The organism is Cobetia sp. PDI-23MA, from assembly GCF_059507735.1.
The window spans coordinates 1240009-1258520 of the sequence record NZ_CM183352.1 but is presented as its reverse complement, the minus strand read 5'-3'; the positions used below and the strand labels follow the sequence as shown (position 1 = coordinate 1258520).

At 62.3% G+C, this 18512-nt stretch carries 18 protein-coding genes; 7 read left to right on the top strand and 11 right to left on the bottom strand.

Annotation, left to right across the window (positions count from 1 at the left end):
• Positions 1-165: 165 nt before the first annotated feature.
• Positions 166-759: an OmpW/AlkL family protein gene (locus AC5WNJ_RS05400; protein WP_054556795.1), complete on the top strand. Its 594-nt coding sequence runs from the start codon at positions 166-168 to the stop codon at positions 757-759.
• A gap of 343 nt (positions 760-1102) precedes the next feature.
• Positions 1103-1852, top strand: coding sequence for an OmpW/AlkL family protein (locus AC5WNJ_RS05395; protein ID WP_495930600.1), 750 nt, complete (start codon positions 1103-1105; stop codon positions 1850-1852).
• Positions 1853-1983: 131 nt separating this feature from the next.
• On the opposite strand, the gene AC5WNJ_RS05390 is transcribed toward AC5WNJ_RS05395, so the two are convergent.
• Positions 1984-2979: a DMT family transporter gene (locus AC5WNJ_RS05390; RefSeq protein ID WP_176676649.1), complete on the bottom strand. Its 996-nt coding sequence runs from the start codon at positions 2977-2979 to the stop codon at positions 1984-1986.
• Between the two features lie 156 nt (positions 2980-3135).
• On the opposite strand from AC5WNJ_RS05390, the gene AC5WNJ_RS05385 reads away from it, so the two are divergent.
• On the top strand, positions 3136-4842 hold the full coding sequence (locus AC5WNJ_RS05385) for an aminotransferase-like domain-containing protein (RefSeq protein ID WP_176676648.1): 1707 nt from the start codon (positions 3136-3138) through the stop codon (positions 4840-4842).
• A gap of 39 nt (positions 4843-4881) precedes the next feature.
• Here AC5WNJ_RS05385 and AC5WNJ_RS05380 read toward each other — a convergent pair whose 3' ends face one another.
• Positions 4882-5757, bottom strand: coding sequence for a carboxylate/amino acid/amine transporter (locus AC5WNJ_RS05380; protein ID WP_176676647.1), 876 nt, complete (start codon positions 5755-5757; stop codon positions 4882-4884).
• Here AC5WNJ_RS05380 and AC5WNJ_RS05375 point away from each other — a divergent pair.
• Complete coding sequence (locus AC5WNJ_RS05375; RefSeq protein ID WP_495930599.1) at positions 5756-6322, top strand: DUF6314 family protein; 567 nt, start codon at positions 5756-5758, stop codon at positions 6320-6322. The two genes, AC5WNJ_RS05380 and AC5WNJ_RS05375, sit on opposite strands and share 2 nt — an antisense overlap.
• Positions 6323-6447: 125 nt before the next feature.
• On the opposite strand, the gene AC5WNJ_RS05370 is transcribed toward AC5WNJ_RS05375, so the two are convergent.
• From AC5WNJ_RS05370 to AC5WNJ_RS05340, 7 genes are all read right to left on the bottom strand, one after another.
• Positions 6448-7131 (bottom strand): alpha/beta hydrolase, encoded by a 684-nt coding sequence (locus tag AC5WNJ_RS05370; protein ID WP_495930598.1) that lies wholly within the window; start codon positions 7129-7131, stop codon positions 6448-6450.
• 208 nt (positions 7132-7339) lie between these two features.
• Positions 7340-8041 (bottom strand): haloacid dehalogenase type II, encoded by a 702-nt coding sequence (locus AC5WNJ_RS05365; RefSeq protein ID WP_495930597.1) that lies wholly within the window; start codon positions 8039-8041, stop codon positions 7340-7342.
• Positions 8042-8684: 643 nt separating this feature from the next.
• A complete protein-coding gene (locus AC5WNJ_RS05360; protein WP_495930596.1) occupies positions 8685-8951 on the bottom strand; it encodes a hypothetical protein in 267 nt (88 codons plus the stop codon).
• A 560-nt stretch (positions 8952-9511) separates the two neighbouring features.
• The gene (locus AC5WNJ_RS05355; RefSeq protein WP_495930595.1) at positions 9512-9844 is read right to left on the bottom strand and encodes a hypothetical protein; all 333 of its coding nucleotides are present in this window, start codon (positions 9842-9844) and stop codon (positions 9512-9514) included.
• A gap of 115 nt (positions 9845-9959) precedes the next feature.
• Positions 9960-10292, bottom strand: coding sequence for a hypothetical protein (locus AC5WNJ_RS05350; RefSeq protein WP_495930594.1), 333 nt, complete (start codon positions 10290-10292; stop codon positions 9960-9962).
• Between the two features lie 83 nt (positions 10293-10375).
• The gene (locus AC5WNJ_RS05345; protein ID WP_043335406.1) at positions 10376-10708 is read right to left on the bottom strand and encodes a hypothetical protein; all 333 of its coding nucleotides are present in this window, start codon (positions 10706-10708) and stop codon (positions 10376-10378) included.
• Between the two features lie 85 nt (positions 10709-10793).
• Complete coding sequence (locus AC5WNJ_RS05340) at positions 10794-11135, bottom strand: hypothetical protein (protein ID WP_495930593.1); 342 nt, start codon at positions 11133-11135, stop codon at positions 10794-10796.
• Between the two features lie 1275 nt (positions 11136-12410).
• Between AC5WNJ_RS05340 and AC5WNJ_RS05335 the strand changes: the two genes are divergently transcribed.
• Together AC5WNJ_RS05335 and brnQ are read left to right on the top strand one after the other, a co-directional pair.
• Positions 12411-13676 (top strand): DUF1853 family protein, encoded by a 1266-nt coding sequence (locus tag AC5WNJ_RS05335; protein WP_495930592.1) that lies wholly within the window; start codon positions 12411-12413, stop codon positions 13674-13676.
• A 269-nt stretch (positions 13677-13945) separates the two neighbouring features.
• A complete protein-coding gene (gene brnQ / locus AC5WNJ_RS05330) occupies positions 13946-15286 on the top strand; it encodes a branched-chain amino acid transport system II carrier protein (RefSeq protein ID WP_495930591.1) in 1341 nt (446 codons plus the stop codon).
• Positions 15287-15389: 103 nt separating this feature from the next.
• On the opposite strand, the gene AC5WNJ_RS05325 is transcribed toward brnQ, so the two are convergent.
• Together AC5WNJ_RS05325 and AC5WNJ_RS05320 are read right to left on the bottom strand one after the other, a co-directional pair.
• On the bottom strand, positions 15390-15890 hold the full coding sequence (locus AC5WNJ_RS05325; protein ID WP_495930590.1) for a gamma-glutamylcyclotransferase family protein: 501 nt from the start codon (positions 15888-15890) through the stop codon (positions 15390-15392).
• Positions 15891-16005: 115 nt separating this feature from the next.
• The gene (locus tag AC5WNJ_RS05320; RefSeq protein WP_495930589.1) at positions 16006-16371 is read right to left on the bottom strand and encodes a YqcC family protein; all 366 of its coding nucleotides are present in this window, start codon (positions 16369-16371) and stop codon (positions 16006-16008) included.
• A gap of 75 nt (positions 16372-16446) precedes the next feature.
• Here AC5WNJ_RS05320 and AC5WNJ_RS05315 point away from each other — a divergent pair, with 75 nt between their 5' ends.
• Positions 16447-18435, top strand: coding sequence for a cation:proton antiporter domain-containing protein (locus AC5WNJ_RS05315; RefSeq protein WP_082388800.1), 1989 nt, complete (start codon positions 16447-16449; stop codon positions 18433-18435).
• Positions 18436-18512: the final 77 nt, after the last annotated feature.

The following is an 18512-nucleotide window of genomic DNA, read 5'->3' as shown; positions in this document are numbered from 1 at the left end:
TTCAAACAACGTTCTAAAAAATGCTTGCCAAACAGAACACTGTTTTTTATAGTTTGCTGCGTCCCCTGATCGACGCAGCCACGCAGAGCACACGGCCCAAGCCGTAGGGTAGCGAGGCACTGCTGACAGGCAGCTCACGAAGCCAAGCTTCAAGGAGAACTACACATGAAAGCTATCAAGATCCTGACCGCTACTGTTATCGCCGGCACCATGGCAATGGGCGCACAATCCGCCATGGCATATGGCAAGGGCGATATCTTCCTGCGCGGTGGCGTTGCCAAGGTCGACGGCAAGAGCAACAACGGCAACGGTCTGATCGCCAAGGACGAGTCCGGCTTCGCCGGTTCCGTGGGCTACATGTTCCACGACAACCTGGCCATCGCCCTGCAGTCCACTGAAGAATTCAGCACTGACTGGGAAAACAGCGCCGGCGGCTTCGATCAGATGCCGATCAACCTGATGCTGCAGTACTACCCGCTGGGCGGTACTGAAGCCCGCGTCCAGCCGTACGCTGGTGTCGGCCTGAACTACACCCACTTCTCCGGTGAGTCTGCCGGTGGCCAGAGCATGGACATCGACGACAGCTACGGCGCCGCTGCCGAGCTGGGTGTGGACCTCAAGATCACCGAAGCCTGGGCCGTCAACGGCTTCGCTCGTTACGCCGACGTCAAGGCCGATACCAAGATCGCCGGTCAGGACGTGAACGACACCGAGCTGGACCCGGTCACTGTCGGTGCCGGTGTCACCTACCGCTTCTAAGTCCATGCGCGAGGCGTGAACATGCCTCCAGCGAGTACCTGGCAAGCGGTGTGATGCCGCGCCATGAAAACGTCAGCGATGGAGCTCGGCAACGCCGAGCCGTCCAGGCGCCAGATGGGCATCACACACAAACGCCGCAGACCTTCGGGTCTGCGGCGTTTTCGTTGTGGGTAGCCAACGGCTACACGGCGGATCTTCAGCGGCGCGCCGCAGAAATTGACCTAGATCAACCACGTCCCTCACCGTGCAATAACGCCCGTAAACTCTTGCCTCAGATCAAATTTCTCGAAATTCGGCTACCTAGAATGAGGGCATTGTTTCCCGCCATCCTTCAGGAGCCATCATGTCCGACGTCGTCACTCGCTCAGCCTCCCTCCCCGCGCACCTGACTTCGCGTAGCCCGCGCTCTGCAGCACGCCCGTGGCAGATTCTGGCACTGGCAGGCCTCACCAGCCTCGCGACTCTCGGCGCCGCACCTGCCATGGCCGCCGACTCGCTGAATGCCAGCTCTCATGGCTCTCTCAACTCTCTCAGCTCTCTCAACTACGGCGCCGGGCAGTTCTGGACGCGTGCGGGTGTCGCCAAGGTCTCGCCGAAGAGTGACAACGGTCGCATCGATGCCATCGGTGCCGACGTGGACGTCGATGATGACAGCGCCTTTGCCTTCACTCTCGGCTATCGCTTCACCGATACCTTCGGTATCGAACTGCTGGCGGCGCAGGATTTCGACCACGACATCTCGCTCAATGGCCAGAAGGCCGGCTCCGTCGATCACCTGCCGCCGACTCTGACACTGCAGTACTATCCGCTTGGCGGACGTGAATCGCGCATCCAGCCGTACATCGGCGCGGGGGTCAATTACACCCACTTCTCCGATGAAACCCTCGACGATGGCACCAAGCTCGAGATGGATGACAGCTGGGGCGCGGCCGCACAGATCGGCGTCGATCTGGTGATCAACGAGCACTGGGCGGCCAACGTCGCTGCCTGGTATCTGGATATCGATTCCGATGTCACCGTGGCAGGCAGCGTCAACGACAAGGTCGAGATCGACCCCATCGTGACCATGGCCGGGATCAGCTATCGCTTCTGATCAGCCACTTCCTGGCTAGCACTTCTGACTGGCCAGAGACGACAACGCCCCGCCAGCCCATCTCGGGCCGGCGGGGCGTTGTCCTTTTTTATCTATACGCTGTGCGTGGTGAGTAGTGCGCTCGGCACGCATCAGCGCGACGCGGCTTGCCCGCTGTTCGTTGCCGAAGCTTCAGAAGTTGCTGAAGCTGTTGAGCCTGGGGGCATCGAGGCTGAAGGCGCTGACGGCGTGGCGTCCTCCGCCGGCGCCTTGCTCGCCATGCCCGGACGCGGGCGGTCCAGCACCAGCCCCAGCACCACCAGTGCCGCGCCCGTGACCATCAGCGCGGTCCACTGCTCGTCGAACAGCCACCATGCCATCAGCGCGGCACACGGCGGCACCAGGAAGAAGGTGCGCGCGACCTGATGGGCCTCGCCCCGCTCCAGCATCAGCATCAGCAGCCAGATGGCACCGACCGAGATGGCGATCACCAGCCAGGCCATGGTCAGCAGCAGACGCGGCGTGGGGTCAAAGGCAAAGCTGCCGACACTGGTCGCGGCGACGACGAATACCGCGCCCGCACCGAGATACTGGAACATCAGCCCCTCGACCAGCCCCATGCGCCCGGAGACCCGCTTCTGCCACAGCGTCGAGCTGGACACGCCGATCAGCGCCACCAGGCACCAGACAAGCCCGATCAGCGGCCACTCCAGGGTGCCCGCACCGTCCCTGGCCAGCCCTGCCCCCAGCACCAGACTGACGCCGATGGCGCCACAGCCAAGCCCCGCCCACTGCCTGACCCCGAGACGCACGCCGAACAACGGCAGCGACAACGCCGCCGTCACCAGTGGATGCAGGCTGACCAGCAGCGCCGTCAGGCCCGCCGGCAGCCCCGCCTTGACCGCTGCGAACACGCCGCCCAGGTAGGCGCCATGCAACAGCATGCCGATGCCCATCTGCGCCAGACGGTCATTGCGCCGGCCCCACTGACGCGGCTTGCGGCGCAGCCACAGAATCAACCCCAGCACCGGCAGCACCAGCAGGCTGCGCACCAGCAGCAAGGTGAAGGGTTCAGCGTCCAGGGTACCGAAGCGCGCGGCGATGAAGCCGCTGGCGAACAGAAACACGAAGCAAAGTGGCATCCACATCACGCAGACTCCAGCGAGAGAAATGACAAGCGGGCGGCCCATAGGCAGGTGCAGGACGTGCACCGACGGGACCACGACATGAGCCTTCAGCTTGCCGCGACCCCTCAAGGGGGCACAAGATACAGATAATCACCAATTCAAGGGGTACAGACAGGCATGTCATCCGCCGAGCACGCTTCGTCCGCCAGCCGCCCTTCGCTTGCCGGCGACGCCATCAACTCAACCACCAGCTCAACCGCCAGCTCAGGCGCCACAGCCGCGACGCTGCCGCGCTATCAACAGCTGGTCGAGCGACTCAAGGCCCAGATGGCGACGGGCAAACTGAGCGCGGGACAGCGCCTGCCTTCGCTCAGGCGGCAGGCGGCGCAGGCGGGGCTCGGCCTCAACAGCGTGATCCGTGCCTATGGCGAGCTGGAGGCGGCGGGCCTGATCATCGCCGAACCGCGTGCCGGCTATCGGGTCGCGCCATCGACGCAGGCTGCTCACGACACGGATGACCTGAATACCGGCTCACAGAACAGCCCGACTTCATCACGCCACCCTAGGGAGTCGCAGCACGGGCAGCGGGAGTCACATCACAGGCCGCGCGCCATCACCACACTCACCATCAGTGACCCGGCCTGGCAGGCGATGGCGAATGCCAGTGATCCGCGCCTGGCGCCGTTGGGCGCCGCTCATCCGGAGCTGGACGCCCCCGCCGTGCGCCGCCTGTATCGTCTGGCGCGCACTCAGCTCGGGGCGCATGCCCAGCACCCCAGCGCCTATGCCCTGCCGCCGGGCTCGAGCGCGCTGCGCACTGCCATCGCCCAGCACCTCAGCCACCACGGCCATCCCTGTGACAGCGATGCCCTGTTGATCAGCCAGGGGGCGCAGCATGGCATGTCACTGCTGCTCGGCCAGCTGCGTGCCACTAAGGGCCGCTGTCGGGTCGGCGTCGAAGCGCCGGGCTATTTCGGTATCGTGGCCGCCATCGAAGCCCAGGGTCATCAGGCGATCGCCATTCCTGCCCGCGCGCACCAGGGACTTGATGTCGCGGCGCTCGAGCGTCTGCTCGAACGTCATGATGACAAGACGCCCGCCCTGACGCTGGATGCGCTGATCGTGACCGCGGATGGCCATAATCCCCTGGGCGGACAGCTGAGCACGCCAGATCGCCACCGCCTGCTGGCACTGGCGGCACGCCACGCCATCCTGCTGGTCGAGAACACCACCTTTGCCGAGCTGAGCTTCGATACCCGCCAGCCGTGGCTGGCCGACCTCGCCCACCGCCATGCCGACAGGCCGATGCCTGCGCTGATCAGTCTCGGATCATTTTCCAAGACGCTGGACCCCCGCACCCGCTGCGGCTGGCTGTGGCTGTCACGACCCGAGCAGGAGTCACCACTGGGGCTGCAGGCGATGATTCGGGCACGCTGGGCCAATGGCATGGGCGACATGCCGTGGATGCATGCCGCCCTGAGCGAACTGATCACCAGCGGGGATTACGGCCGCCACGTGCAGCGCATGCGACGCTGCTATGCCAAGCGCCTGGAGCGTCTGCGCGCGCACCTGAGCGCAGCGTTGGGCGACAGCGTCTGGCTGCCACCACCAAGTGGCGGCTATCTGCAATGGTGTGGCCTGCCAAGCCTTGAGGCGCGCCAGCTGGAGCAGTTGCATCAGGACCTGCTGAACGCAGGCATCGCCACCCTGCCCGGCAGCCTGTTCAATGTCGAACAATCGGGCCTGCGTCTGAATGCAGCCCAGCTCGGCGAGGAAGCGACTCAGAACGCTGCACGGTCCTCTGACGAGATTCCCCGCCAGCAGGACATACTGGCGCGCCTCACCACTCACCTGCAAAAAGCCCTCGCACAGGGCGAGGGCTGATTGTGATGCGATGTCTGGATTTCCTTATGGCGCAGACTTTCAGGCCATGCGCAGCGCCTGCTCGCGGCGACGCGCCCACATCTGGTTGATCACCAGTGCCGCCACGATGACCGCCCCACCCAGCGCCAGACGCGCCAGGTCGGCGTCGCGGTTCCAGATCAGCAGATTGACCAGCAGGCCCGCCGGTATCAGCGCGTTGTTCATGATCGCCAGCGTGCCGGCATCGACTCGCGTCGCGCCCTTGTTCCACAGGAAATAGCCCAGCCCCGAGGCCACGATGCCCAGCCAGCCCAGCACCACGAAGTGCACCGGCTGCGACGGCAGCTTGTCGGTACTGCCGAACAGCAGGAACATCACGATCACCAGCGCCAGCGCGCCGAGATAGAACCAGCCGAACACATGGCGATGGGCGACATCCGCCGGCAGCTGCGGAGCGACCTGACGGTAGGCCACCTGCCCGATGGCAAAGCACAGATTGGCGCCCTGCACGACCGCAAAGCCGAGCCAGAAGCCGTCACTGACCCCGTCGTAGCGAATGATCGCCGCACCCAGCACCGCAATCGCGGCGGTCAGCAGGTAGAATGGCGACAGGCGCTTGTTCATCAGGTCATCGAGCAAGGTGATGTAGATAGGCGTGAAGATGGTGAACAGCAGCACTTCCGGCACGGGCAGCAGCAGGAAGGAGCGATAGAAGAAGATGTACATCAGGCCGAGCTGGATCGCGCCGATGGCCATCAACTGGAAGCGCAGACGACCGCTGATCGCACGCGGGCGCATAAACGGCGCGAAGATCAGGCACGCCAGCGCGATACGCGTCAGTACGGCCAGATAGCTATCGACCTGACCAGACAGATAGACGCCGATCAGGGAAAACGAGAAGGCCCAGAGGGCCGTGACACCAATCAGGTAGGACATGACGAGTAAACCCGGTAGCCAGAAGAAGTTGACACCAATTGTAACCCTCTATGCGCTGCTCGCGCAGATCCGCCGGCTGGATTTTTCGTCACGCTCCGGCCCGGCCTCGCGCAATGCCTGGTCTGGCCAGGGAAGCGGCGAGGTGACGGTCACCCGCGAAGCCCCAGATTCCCCCCACGACGGGGCACGGCAAGCGGCTCAGCAAGAGGCGGAGAGCGTGGTATTTCTCGAGCAGGGCCAGTTCCAGCTCAAGGGCCAGTCATCCAGCGTCAACTTCCACAACCGCTATCGCTGGCAGCTGGCTGCGGATGGCGAGGCGCTGTCGCTCAGTCATGAGCGTCGTGGCCGCGATGCCGCCGTCTTCCTGTTCGACCTGGTGGCCGACAGCGCTCGAGGCGAAGACCACTTCGTCAGTCGTGAAGCGCATCTGTGCATCGATGATCTCTACGCCGCCACGCTGGTCATCGTGCGCGATGAGGCGGGCAATGCCCTGGGCTTTGATCTCGACTGGCGCATCACCGGCCCGCGCAAGGATGAACACCTCGCCTACCGTTATCGCTGCTGAGCGTGACCAGCACAGGCAAAGACCGCTGACGGCGCATGACGGGACCGCTGGCAGCACATGAAAACGCCGCTGAGGGATCACTCCGTCAGCGGCGTTTTGCTCTGGCAGTCGATACTGGCGACCGATCAGGCCAGCAGACGCGCCTTGAACCACTCACCGATCGCCTCGATTTCCTCGAGACACACGGCGTGCGCCATCGGCCAGGTCTGCCATTCCAGCGGATGACCCAGCGCACGCGCACTCTCGGCGCCCGCCTCGCCCAGTGCCAGCGGCACGATATCGTCGTGGGTACCGTGATGGACACTGATGGCCAGGCCCTGATTGGCGGCGCTCGGCGCAATGGTCGCGCTGGTCGCGAAATAGGTCGAAAGCGCCAGCAGGCCGCCCAGCGGGCGCTCGCAGCTCAACGCCGCCTCATAGACCACCGCACCACCCTGGGAAAAGCCGGCCAGAATGATGCGCTCACTGGCGATGCCCTGGGCGATCTGCTCCTCGATCAAGGCATGCACGTAGGCCGCGGATTCACGCAGCTGCACCTCATCGACACGCCGCCCGAGATTCATCTCGAGAATGTCGTACCAGGCTGGCATGCGCATGCCGCCATTGACGGTCACGGCAAGCTCCTGTGCATGCGGGAAGACGAAACGCACACCGTGATTCTCGGGCAGCCCCAACGCAGGCACCACTGGCACGAAATCACTGCCGTCAGCACCCAGGCCGTGCAGCCAGATCACGCAGGCATCCGCCTGGGCGCTCGGCTCGATGACCTGAGGGGCACGATGGCCATGCTGCTGTGATGCGTCACTCATATTCAGCTCCGGTTGGTAAAAAGGGGATTGCCGCCCAGCCTACCATTGACGCCGTCATCTGCCATGCGGTGAGACTGGCAATCTCAGCCTGAACAGGCAAATTGCCCTGTCACTCGACGCCCGCCAGCCTCACCAATGCCACTGACGCCATGACAGGATATCTTCAGCATCCGTCAATCAAGGGGTCTGTCAATCAAGGATTCTGGTGCTATTGGAGAATGTCGGCCAGTTCATTCACATCCTTCACGACATGATCCGGCTTCTTGGACAGCGGGAACAGTGCCTTGCCTGGGCGGGCGATGAATGTGGTCTGCAAGCCCGCCTCCTTGGCGCCGGCGACATCCCAGCCATGTGCCGCGACCATCATGGCTTCCTCGGGTTCGACATCCAGCTTGTCGAGCACCCATTCATAGGAACGCAGGTCCGGCTTGTAGATCTGGATATCTTCAATGCTGTAGCGCGCATCGAAATACGGCAGCAATCCCGCATTTTCGAATTGCGCCTGGACGCCCTTGTTGGACGAGTTGGTCAGACTGACGATCTTGTAGCCTTCAGCCTTCAGCCTGGCCAGACCTTCCTTGACATCAGGGTGAGGCGGGAGTGTCAGCAACGGGGTGATGATGGCCTTCTTCGCCTGCTCATCCGTCAGTTCGACACCGTTGTTCTCCGCGACCACCCGCAACGATGCGACACCGATCTGGCCGAAGTCGTGGTAATCCCGGGTCACGGTAGACACCAGAGAATAATGCAGCATGGTCGAGAACCACAGAGGCAGCAGGTCTTCTCTTCCCCCCAGTGCCTCACCGACGGAACTGCGCATCGAGGCAAGATCCAGCAGCGTTTCATTGACATCGAAGATCAGCACCTTGGGCTTTTCGACGACATCACCCGCCATCACACTCCCTGACATCAAACCAACACCCAACACCAATGAACCTGCCACTTTCTTGAGTTTTCCGCGCACCATCATGGGCCTCCACTTGAGTAATATCATGGCATCCTGCCTCGGGATATCCGACATGCAGGCCGGCAACCAACAACGTTTAATCACCGTGATGCATCATGTCATCCATACAGTGAACTGCCGATGAATCCTTACGAAATTCCTGGAAAACTCTGAGCATATTGCGGCATCAAGCAAGGTGCCATGCACAGAGTCGACCCACCATATGCTGCGCCCATCCAGAATCCGGGCATAAAAAAACCCGCCATGATGGCGGGCAATGAATGTCGGGACAGCGACACCCAGGACAGGAAAGCGTTTGAGAAAGGGTTTTGCCACCGGGTCGTACAAGACGGGCTGGTGGAGGGGCCCAAAGCCCTTGCTCAAGCGTTCTGCTCACTATCCAAGTGTCTCTATGTCTGGGGTATTTCCTTTCGCTCTCCCTGAATTTCGGCAATCAATGGCTTGCGCATCAGTGCCTGGGCCTTTGATCGTCGCTGCGCAATGATTCAAGCGGCAATCAATTCACAGCGCTTCAATCGTTTCGCAATGACAACTTGCGGCATGAAGTCATGTGAAGCGAGTCATGTGAACCGTCAGCATCGAAAACTCAGCGATGATCGGCGTCGATATTGACTGCACCCTGCACATCACTATCGGCAAACACATTGCCACGGCTGGTGATCAGAATGTCAGGATTTGCGGCGTAACGCTTTTCGCTCTTCTGATAATCACGCACTTCGCTGTGGACGCCGTGAGATTGAGCGCTATTGAATCGCACGTTACTGCTGTCATCAGTGCTGATATCGGCACTGGCCAGACCGCTGATGGCGAGGGAAAACGCTGCCAGACCGTGAGTCATGAATGACTTGACCATCTTTCTATCCTCCGTTCATTTTCACTATCGAGTTGCCATGGAGTGACACATCATTGATCACTTCATTTACTGCGTATATCCAAGCGGGATATCTATCAGAGTTGATAACTGAAATTACCCACGTGAACAATTATCAAAGACCATCAACAAGCACTACCCACAAGGATGCGGCTTACGATGGCACGCGATTCAGGTTTTCCCATGGCGTGGCCCTTCTACGTCATCGTATGAGCCACGGGGCGTCGCTGCGCAGGATGACTCCCGACAGATGCCGGCCATTTCCAGAAGGAGCTGACTTTCGCTTCACTTCGCGACGGGGTGTCAGCTGGCTGATCAGTACCAGCGACACTGCTGTGCAACTGGCTTGATCACGCTCTTGATTTTTCAGGCCCTTAAGTCTCCAAGCCTTTATATCTTCAAGCTTGTTGCTTCTATTCCGGAGACTGTTCATGACGGCACTTGCTGCGGGGACGCTTGAGTCAATTGCTGCCATGCCTGGTCAAGAATCAGAGCGGGGCTCAGACAATCTGAATTAGACAATCTGAATCAGACAATCTGGCTCAGACGCTTTCGCTCAGCGCATGCTGGACGCGAGTCGCGGAAACGCTCTTGCCAGCATCGTTGACGAATTGCTGGGCGTCGGACGCCAGGGTCTCGCGCTGACCCTCGATCGCAACATCGTTCAAGGAGCTTTCGACACGGCCCGCAGCAACGCTCATGCCGGTATCGGCAAAGGTGGCTTGCTCGGCGGCGGCGGACTGAGCCTGGCCGTGGATGCTGGATTCGCTGAGCGCAGAGCGCACCTGAAGGTCAGCGACGCTGTCTGCAAAGGCAACACCGGTGGCAGCAACGGAAAGCGCGGTGGCGGCGATGAGGGTATTGAGCATTTTCATGAAATATCTCCAGTGAAATCTTTGTTCGGGTCAACTGGGCCAACCGATTCAACAAGGTCTGCCAGGTCGCAAGCAGAGTCTGTCTTGGGTGCCGTCACTGTGACGGCGCAACGCATCAGGCGTTGTCGTTCAGGGCATGCTCGACACGTGACGCGGCAACGCTCTTGCCGGAATCATTGACGAACTGCTGGGTGTCGCGAGTGACCTGCGCCTGCTGGCCCTTGATGGTCTGGCTGTTCAGCGCCTGCTCGACACGGCTGGCCGCAACGCTCTTGCCTGCATCGGTGATGGCCTGCTGCTGAGTGGCTGCCTGCTGGACCTGACCGTGGATCACGGATTCACTGATGTTGGCGCGAACCTGCTGGTCGGCAACGCTATCGGCATTGGCGACGCCAGTGGCGGTCACGGACAGGGCAACGGCGGCGATAAGGGTATTGAGGGTTTTCATGAGATGACTCCAGAAAAAGTGAATAGCGAAAAGGGAGAACACTGCTGCTGTGGTCCTGAGGCCATGAATAAGGACCTGCACACTCAGGCGTTGTCGTTCAGCGCATCTTCAAAGCGTGATGCCGCGACACTCTTGCCGTTGTCGTTGCTCAGGCTCTGGCCGCGGGAGACGGCGTGCGTCTGTTCCCCCTTGATGGTATCGGCGTTCAGGGACTGCTCGACACGGTTGGCAGCGGCACTCATGCCGGACTCGGCAGCATTCAGCTGCGTCGCGGCAGGCTGCGCCTGGCCGTGGATGACCTGTTCGCTCAGTGCGGCACGCACCTGGGCATCGGCAACACTTTCATCAGCGGTGGCAACGCCGGTGGCAGCAATGGAAATGGCAGCGGCGGCGATCAGGGAAGTCAGGGTTTTCATGATGATTCTCCAGAAATGGTCAAGGTCGAATGTCAGGTGAGGCGCTGTTCGGGGGTCACTGAGTTGTCAGCGTGACCACTCTGCTTCAGGCGTTGTCGCTGATGTGCTGCTGAACGCGACTGGCGGCGACGCTCTTGCCCTGATCATTGACGGTGGCGTTGGCCTGGGACACGGCAGCGGTCTCAATGCCGCGGATGTGGTCAGCATTGAGCGCCTGCTCAACGCGACCGGCAGCAACGCTCATGCCCGTTTCGGAGAAGCTCTGCTGGCTGGTGGCAGCCGGCTGAGTCTGGCCCATGATCTGCTGGCTGCTGATGGCGTTCTGGACGCGCACGGCGGCGGGGCTATCGTCGGCTGCGAATACGGAGGTGCTGGCAGTGGCGATGGCGACGGTAGCGATCAGAGTCTTGAGGGAAATGTTTTTCATGGTGTATCTCCTGGTCCTGGTGCGGATGCTTCCGCTTTGAGTCGTTGTCAGTCAGTGATGGAGTGGTTTGCTGACCCCTGTCCGGGCCCTGGCTTTCACTGACTGTGTTGCGTGCTGCGCTTCGATGATTAACAGACTAATGTTTATGCTGCGTTCAAACTAGCCGTGCAACTGGAAGCTCAATGTTTCTCTTTGAGCAACGCTACTGAAAACGAATGCCCTTCCGCAGCGACTGACCCTCCTGCCCCTCTCATCACCAATAAAGCTATTGCAGCGGTTATGTGAAAGACTTGTACAACATGGAGAGTGCAAGAATTCCTTGTTTGCGTGCTGGCCATCCCCTTGCGCGGCGCTTCGGCCTGGCAGATCACTATCGACGTTGGTTGAGGAAGACAGTGCCTCACCCACCACCTTGGTCGAACATGCTGCACGCTGCAGGGTGTGTCTTGCTGTGCTGATGAGTTATACGTCGCCACAGCAGAACTGGATGCCACAAAAACAGTAAAATGCGTATTTTTCTTTTTGATTTGGCTGAGACGCCTGAAAACAGCGTCCAGCAGCAAGAAATTGTGCACATCAACCTTTACGAATATTTATTGACCGATTGTTCAGGGTGTGGATCTTGCCCCTCACACCGTCAGTCGGTGACGCCTTGCCCACTGATGTCGAGTAGATTCATGTCGCTCGACAACCAAGAGCTCTAGGTCAATACCGCCTCATCGGCCCTGCATATTTGCTGCAACGTTGATGGAAGGCATTGTGAACCTCAGGAGCCGTGGGATATATCCCCGCACCGGAACAGGATTGATTCTCTCATAGAATCAATTCAGCGCTTTTCCAACCCGAATTGAAGCCCCCCACCCACCCGCGCGAAGCAATCTCAACGTTTTCAATCGCTTAGGCGACTCACGCAACGATGTCAAAACGATGACAGCCCGGGGACGGCCGTCGCATTACCGGCGACGGACAGCAGAACGTGTTGGAAGACCGTCGAGAAAGCGGCGAGAAAGTGTCGTGTGAGCAGCGCAAGGCTGGCGCAAAGGGTGGCGTAATAACTGGCGTAAAGAGTGGCAAGTGAGGAAAAGGAGCGAGAAGACAGAGGAGTAAAGAATGGGAGTAGATAAGGGAATATTGAAGGGAGTAGATAGAGGGAGAGAAGAAGCGCCAGCGTGACACCACGGCCGGCAAGCAGCACTCGGCTCGGTTCACACAGAGCCAGGCTCTAACAGTGCCACGCATTATCGACCGTCATCCGACGTGGGATACACTGGCATCATGCCTATCGAGCCCGAAGCCCCGCCCCATGCATCGCCAGGTGCAGCCGAGTCATCGCCCCCTTTTGCCCAATGGGCCGACTCCCCCTGTGCGACCGGCTGCGACCTGCGCCGCGACTGCACGCACTACAGTCACCCGCGCGTCAGGGATATCGCCTGGCTTCTGAATGCCCCGGACCTCTTGCAGCTTGCGCGTTATCCGCGCCCGTCCCTGGCGGCACTCGGGCTGGAGGATGATCGCGTCCGCCACCGCTGGCTGATGACACTGGAGCAGGCACCCCACGCGCTCGAGGCCGCCGTGAATGAGCGCCGCCACTACCGCCTGGGCCACTACCACGAGCTGCTCTGGCAATTCGTGCTGGCACACGCACCCGGCAGTCGCCTGCTGGCCAACAACCTCAGGATTTCCCAGGGCAAGATCACGCTGGGCGAGCTGGACATGCTCTATCTGGCGGCGCGAGACACATTGCCCACGCACCTTGAGGTCGCGATCAAGTTCTATCTCGGCCTGCCCGAAGGCCCCGAAGCGGCCGACAGTCCGGCACGCTGGATAGGCCCCGGCGGCGCCGACAGCCTCGCCATCAAGTATCAGCGCAGCCTTGAGCATCAATTGCCCCTCGCCTATACCGAGCGCGGACAGCAGACGATACGCCAGGCACTGGCCAGACAAGCACTGACCAGACAGGCAGGCGCGAGCGAGATGAACCCGCCGCCGACAGAAGACCCGAGTGCCCCGCTGCTTGCAGGCCAGCAACTGGCATTGCCCGGTTGCCTGTTTCGCCCCTGGCAGCCAGATATAGCGCCCGCCGACTGGCTGCCCCCGCCCCGCCATTGCCATCCCGAGAGTGCGCGCCAGGCCGGCTGGTGGATGAGCGTCAGCCAGTTTGCTGCCTTCTGTCAGACCCTCGAGGCCTCCACGATGCATGGCGGCCCGCTGCTGGGCTGCGTCAGGGAAAAACCTGCCTGGCTGGCCGCCCCGCCCGTGGCGTCGCTACAACCATGGCATGCGCTGGACCGCTGGCTGCGCGATCACTTCGTACTACCTGCCGCCGCTGACGACCTCAGGCCGGACGAACCGGCTCAGCGGCACAGCCGTCAGCGCACGCATCAACACCCCCGCCAGCTGTGGCTGGAGCGCAGCGTGGCGGCGCCTGCCGGCAAGCCGACCACCGCCAGCTCACCCCGCCAGCAATGGCGCATCTTCGTAGTACCGGACGACTGGCCGAGCTTCACTCCACTACCGCCCCCACCACCTGCCGCGCGGTGAGCCTGCCGCATGGCTTGCTGGTGGCTTTGTCTTGCTACGTGAAATCAACGATAATGCGCCGCGTCAGATCAGGGTGGCGACAATCCGTCAGCCTGATCTCGCCATTCGACCCGCGCGCAACACTACCCCGCTGCTCCCGGGTCTGCTGGTGACCCACCCCTGTCGCTAGCCAACGGCTTCTCGGCACGTCTTCTTGCCTGACCGACCACCTCATCGGTCACCTGATGACGCCTGCTGCAACGCATCTGCTGAATCCGTAGGACGTCATAGTGAAAACACGACTTTCCAGCCTCGATATCGTGGCGCTGGGCTTCATGACCTTTGCCCTCTTTCTGGGCGCAGGCAATATCATCTTCCCGCCTCAGGTGGGTCAGGGCGCGGGTGCCGAATTCTGGCCGGCGGCATTGGGCTTTCTGGCCACCGGTGTCGGCATGCCGCTGGCCGGTATCGTCGCGGTGGCCGTGATCGGCGGCGGCCTCGACAAGATCACCTCGCCGTTGCCCAAGTGGGCGGCCGCGGCCTTCGGCGTCGCCATCTACCTGTCCATCGGGCCGATGTTCGCGATTCCGCGCACCGGCACCGTGGCCTTCGAGATGGGCATGCGTCCCTTCATCGACATGTCGGCACAGAGCGGTCTGGCCCTGCATTCGGTGCTGTTCTTCGGCATCGCCACGCTGATCGCGCTGAGCCCGGGCAAGTTGATGGATGTGGTCGGCAAGTGGCTGACGCCACTGTTGATCGCTCTGCTGGCGCTGATCGCGCTGTTCACCATCATCGACCCGCAGGGGCCGCTGGGGCCGGTGAGCCCCGAGTGGGCCGAGGCGCCGTTCATGACCGGCTTCCAACAGGGCTACCTGACCATGGATGCGCTGGCCTCGATGGTGTTCGGCATCCTGATCGTCTCGGCGATCAAGGCACGCGGCATCACCGCGACCGCTGACGTGACCCGCTACACCCTGTGGGCCGGCGCCATCGCCGCCATCTGTCTGGCCGCCGTCTATCTGCCGCTGACCTACATGGGCGCCACCAGCCATGCACTGGTCAGCGAAGCCGCCAAGGGCGAGCTGATCCCGGTCTACGTCGAGGCACTGTTCGGCGATGCCGGCAAGCTGATCCTGGCACTGGTCATCACCCTGGCGTGTCTGACCACCGCAGTGGGCCTGTTGACCTCATGCGGCGAGTTCTTCCATCGCCTGCTGCCGAGCGTGCCCTACCGCCTGCTGGTGATCGTGATGGCCGTGGCCTCGGCGTTGATCGCCAATCTTGGCCTCTCGACCCTGATCAGCGTCTCGATTCCGGTGCTGGTGACGCTCTATCCGCTGGTGCTGGTGCTGACGCTGCTGTCCTACCTGCGTCCGCGCCTGCACGATGCGCCGCGCGTGTTCGCCTGGACCCTGGGCCTGACGCTGCTGGTCAGCCTGCTGGATGGCTTCGAAGCCAGCGGCATCGACTCGCTGATGGCCATCTCGCACCGCATCGAGCCGCTGCTGCCGCTGGCCTCGATGAATCTGGGCTGGCTGGCGCCGGCACTGGCGGGGCTGATCATCGGCATGCTGGCCAGCCGTCGTGATCAGACGAACCTGGACCCGGTACTGGCCGCCAAGGACTGAGGCTCACGCCAATCCGTCACCTAGCGTTGCCAGAAACGCGAAAGCCCGCCTCTCCAAAGAGAGGCGGGCTTTTTGTTGCCACACGGCAGGTGGCAGGCGACCGTCAGCGCGGCGTGCTGCGCGACAGGCCCAGCTGAGCCAGGGTGGCGTCATCCAGCCCCTGCACGGCCTCGACGCCGCTCAGCGTCGTGAAGTAGTCCGGTGTCAGGAAGTCACGCCCGCCCAGCAGGTGCTCCAGGTATTCGCGTGCCGGCTTGAGGCCCTCGGCGGTGCGCTCGGGCAGCGCCACATACACCCAGGCGTCGATCACGCCTTCGCGGGTGACGATGGGATGAAGGAAACGCTCATATTCATGCGGGCGGCCTTCGAAGGGGTCCATCAGCGTGATCTGCTCGGCCTCGAGCAGCTCGTACAGCACACCTTCGACGCGCTCGCCCGACGCAGGCTGCACGTTGGCATGCGCGATACCCTCGACCCGAGAGGCCTTGTCGAAACTCAGGCGATGCTCTTGCAACCAGCCATGCACGGCCCGTCGCGTCTCGCCGATGCGTGCCATGACACGCGCCGGATTCATGTTGCTGCCGTAGGCGAAGTAATAGGCCATGCAAGCTCCTGACAGTTGTCTCGAGGCGCAATGCGAGAGCATCACGCGCGAAAGGCCCAGTGGAAGGTGTCGGGCAGAGTAGGCTCAGTGCGAGACGAGCCTCCCTACCAGACAATCAGTGAGTCGTGACCAGCGTGTCGATCTCGCGAACCACTTCCGTCATCGCCACGCGGCGCTCGGGGCGGGCATCCTTCAGCCAGGCCTCGATGGCCGGTGCCACTTCACACTTGACGGGGAACGGCGCACGGGCGTCGCACAGCGCTTGCAGACGAGCGATGAACACGAAACGCAGCCACTGGCCCATGTCCATGCGATCGACACAGAATGGCTCCACACTCATGAAGGCCTGCGGGGATGGCGTGTCCATGCGCCACAGGTCGGCAGCCTTCATGGTCGCTTCCAGACGTGCCAGCAGCGCGCGCAGTTCGTCGTAGGGATTGCCGGCGATCTCGCCGTCCCGGGGTTGTTCAGTCGGATTCATGCGACCTCCGTCAAATCATGCAGGGTTCGTTCGCGCTATTATCCCGATGATGCTCACCGAAGGCCAGGAGGCCGCATGGCAGACACGCTGTTCAATGATGTGATGATACTGCTGGGAGCCTCGGTAGTGGCCGCGGCGCTGTTCCGCCGCCTGCATCTGCCGCCGGTGCTGGCCTATCTGGCGGTCGGCTTTCTGGTCGGCCCTCATCTGGCGGGCTGGATCGGTCGCCCGGAAGAACTCGCCTTCCTGTCGGAATTCGGGCTGGTATTTCTGCTCTTCTCGCTCGGCCTCGAATTCTCGGTGCCGCGCATGCGCGCCCTCAAGACCACGGTGTTCGGGCTGGGTGCCTGTCAGGTGGCGGTATGCAGTGGCCTGTTCTGGGCGCTGGGCTCGGCGCTTGGCCTGTCACCGGCGGCGGCACTGGTCGCGGCCGGCGCGCTGGGGCTTTCCTCCACCGCCATCGTCACGCGGGAACTGGCGCGCTGGAATGAGCTGGACAGCCCCCACGGCCACGCCGCCGTGGGCGTGCTGCTGTTCCAGGATCTCGCCGCCCTGCTGTTCCTGATCCTGATTCCGGCCATGGCCGGTGATGGCAGCCAGCTACTCAGTGACCTGGGCCTGATGCTCATCAAGGGGCTCGGGCTGGTGGCGGTGATGCTGATGATCGGCAAGTGGGTGCTGCCGTTCGTGTTCCAGGAAATCTCGCGCGCGCGCTCGGAAGAGCTGTTCGTGCTCACCGTGCTGCTGGTGGCACTGTTCTCCGCCTGGCTGACCCACAGCCTGCATCTGTCGATGGCGCTGGGCGCCTTCCTGGCCGGGATGATGCTCGGCGAGAGTCATTTCCGCCATCAGATCGAGGCCGACATCCGGCCCTTCCGCGACATCCTGCTGGGGCTGTTCTTCGTCTCGGTGGGCATGCTGCTGGACCCGCAGGTGTTGCTGGCCCAGTGGTATTGGGTCGTCATCGGCGTGGCCTGCCTGCTGGCGACCAAGGCACTGCTGATCACCGGACTGGCGCGCCTCTCCGGCCGCCCGCTGGACAGCGCGCTGCGCACTGGCCTGGTGCTGTCCCAGGGTGGCGAATTCGGCTTCGCGCTGCTGGCCCTGGCCAGTCAGCAACGCCTGATGGACAACGAGACCGTGGGCCTGGTGGTGGCGATCATCATCGGCTCGCTGGTGGTCACGCCAAGCCTGATTCGCCACAACCAGCAGCTGACGCGCCGCCTGTGTCGCTCCACCACACCCACCCAGGAGAACCCGCACACCACCGCGGAGCTGAGCGCCGCCACCGCCCCGCTCAGTGGCCATGTCATCGTGTGCGGCTTCGGGCGTGTCGGCCAGACGGTGGGGCGATTTCTCACTCAGGAAAAGCTTGAGTGGATCGCCATCGATGCCGACCCCATCCGCGTCCACGAGGCCGCCAGCGCCGGTGAGCCGGTGGTGTTCGGCGATGCGCAGCGTCTGGAAATCCTGCGCGCACTCGGTATCGAGCGCGCCCGTCAGGTGGTGATCACCGTCAATCAGCTCTCGCACGCGCTGGCCATACTGCGCGCCATCCAGCCGCTGGAACTCGAGAACCTCAAGGTGCTGGTGCGCACCCAGGATGACGCGGACCTCGAGACCTACAAGGCCGCCGGGGCCACCGAGGTGATTCCCGAGGTGCTCGAGGGCTCGCTGATGCTGGTCTCGCATGTGCTGGTCAATCTCGAGGTGCCCTTCCGACGCGTGGCGCGCTCGATCCAGAATGCACGTGAGGCGCGCTACAGCATGCTGCATGGCTATTTCCATGGACAGCAGTCCCAGCTGACCGACAAACGCGGCAACCCGCTGCTGCGGCGTCATCCGCTGACGCTGACCGCCGATGCCTGGGCCTGTGGCCGGCGACTGGACGACATCGCCCTGCCGGAAGTGTGCGGCATTCTCGTCTCACGCGTGGTGCGCGCCAGTGGCGAGAACCTGGAAGAGCCCACCGGCGACCTGACGCTGGCGTGTGGCGATACACTGGTATTATCGGGATTGGCTGATCATATTGAAGAGGCGGAAACCCGCCTGCTGACCGGCTGACAGGCCTTGAGCGGCAGGCGACATCCAAAGACTCCGCCGCCTGCTGTACCGCCGCCAGCAACCGTGCTGGCGTGCGG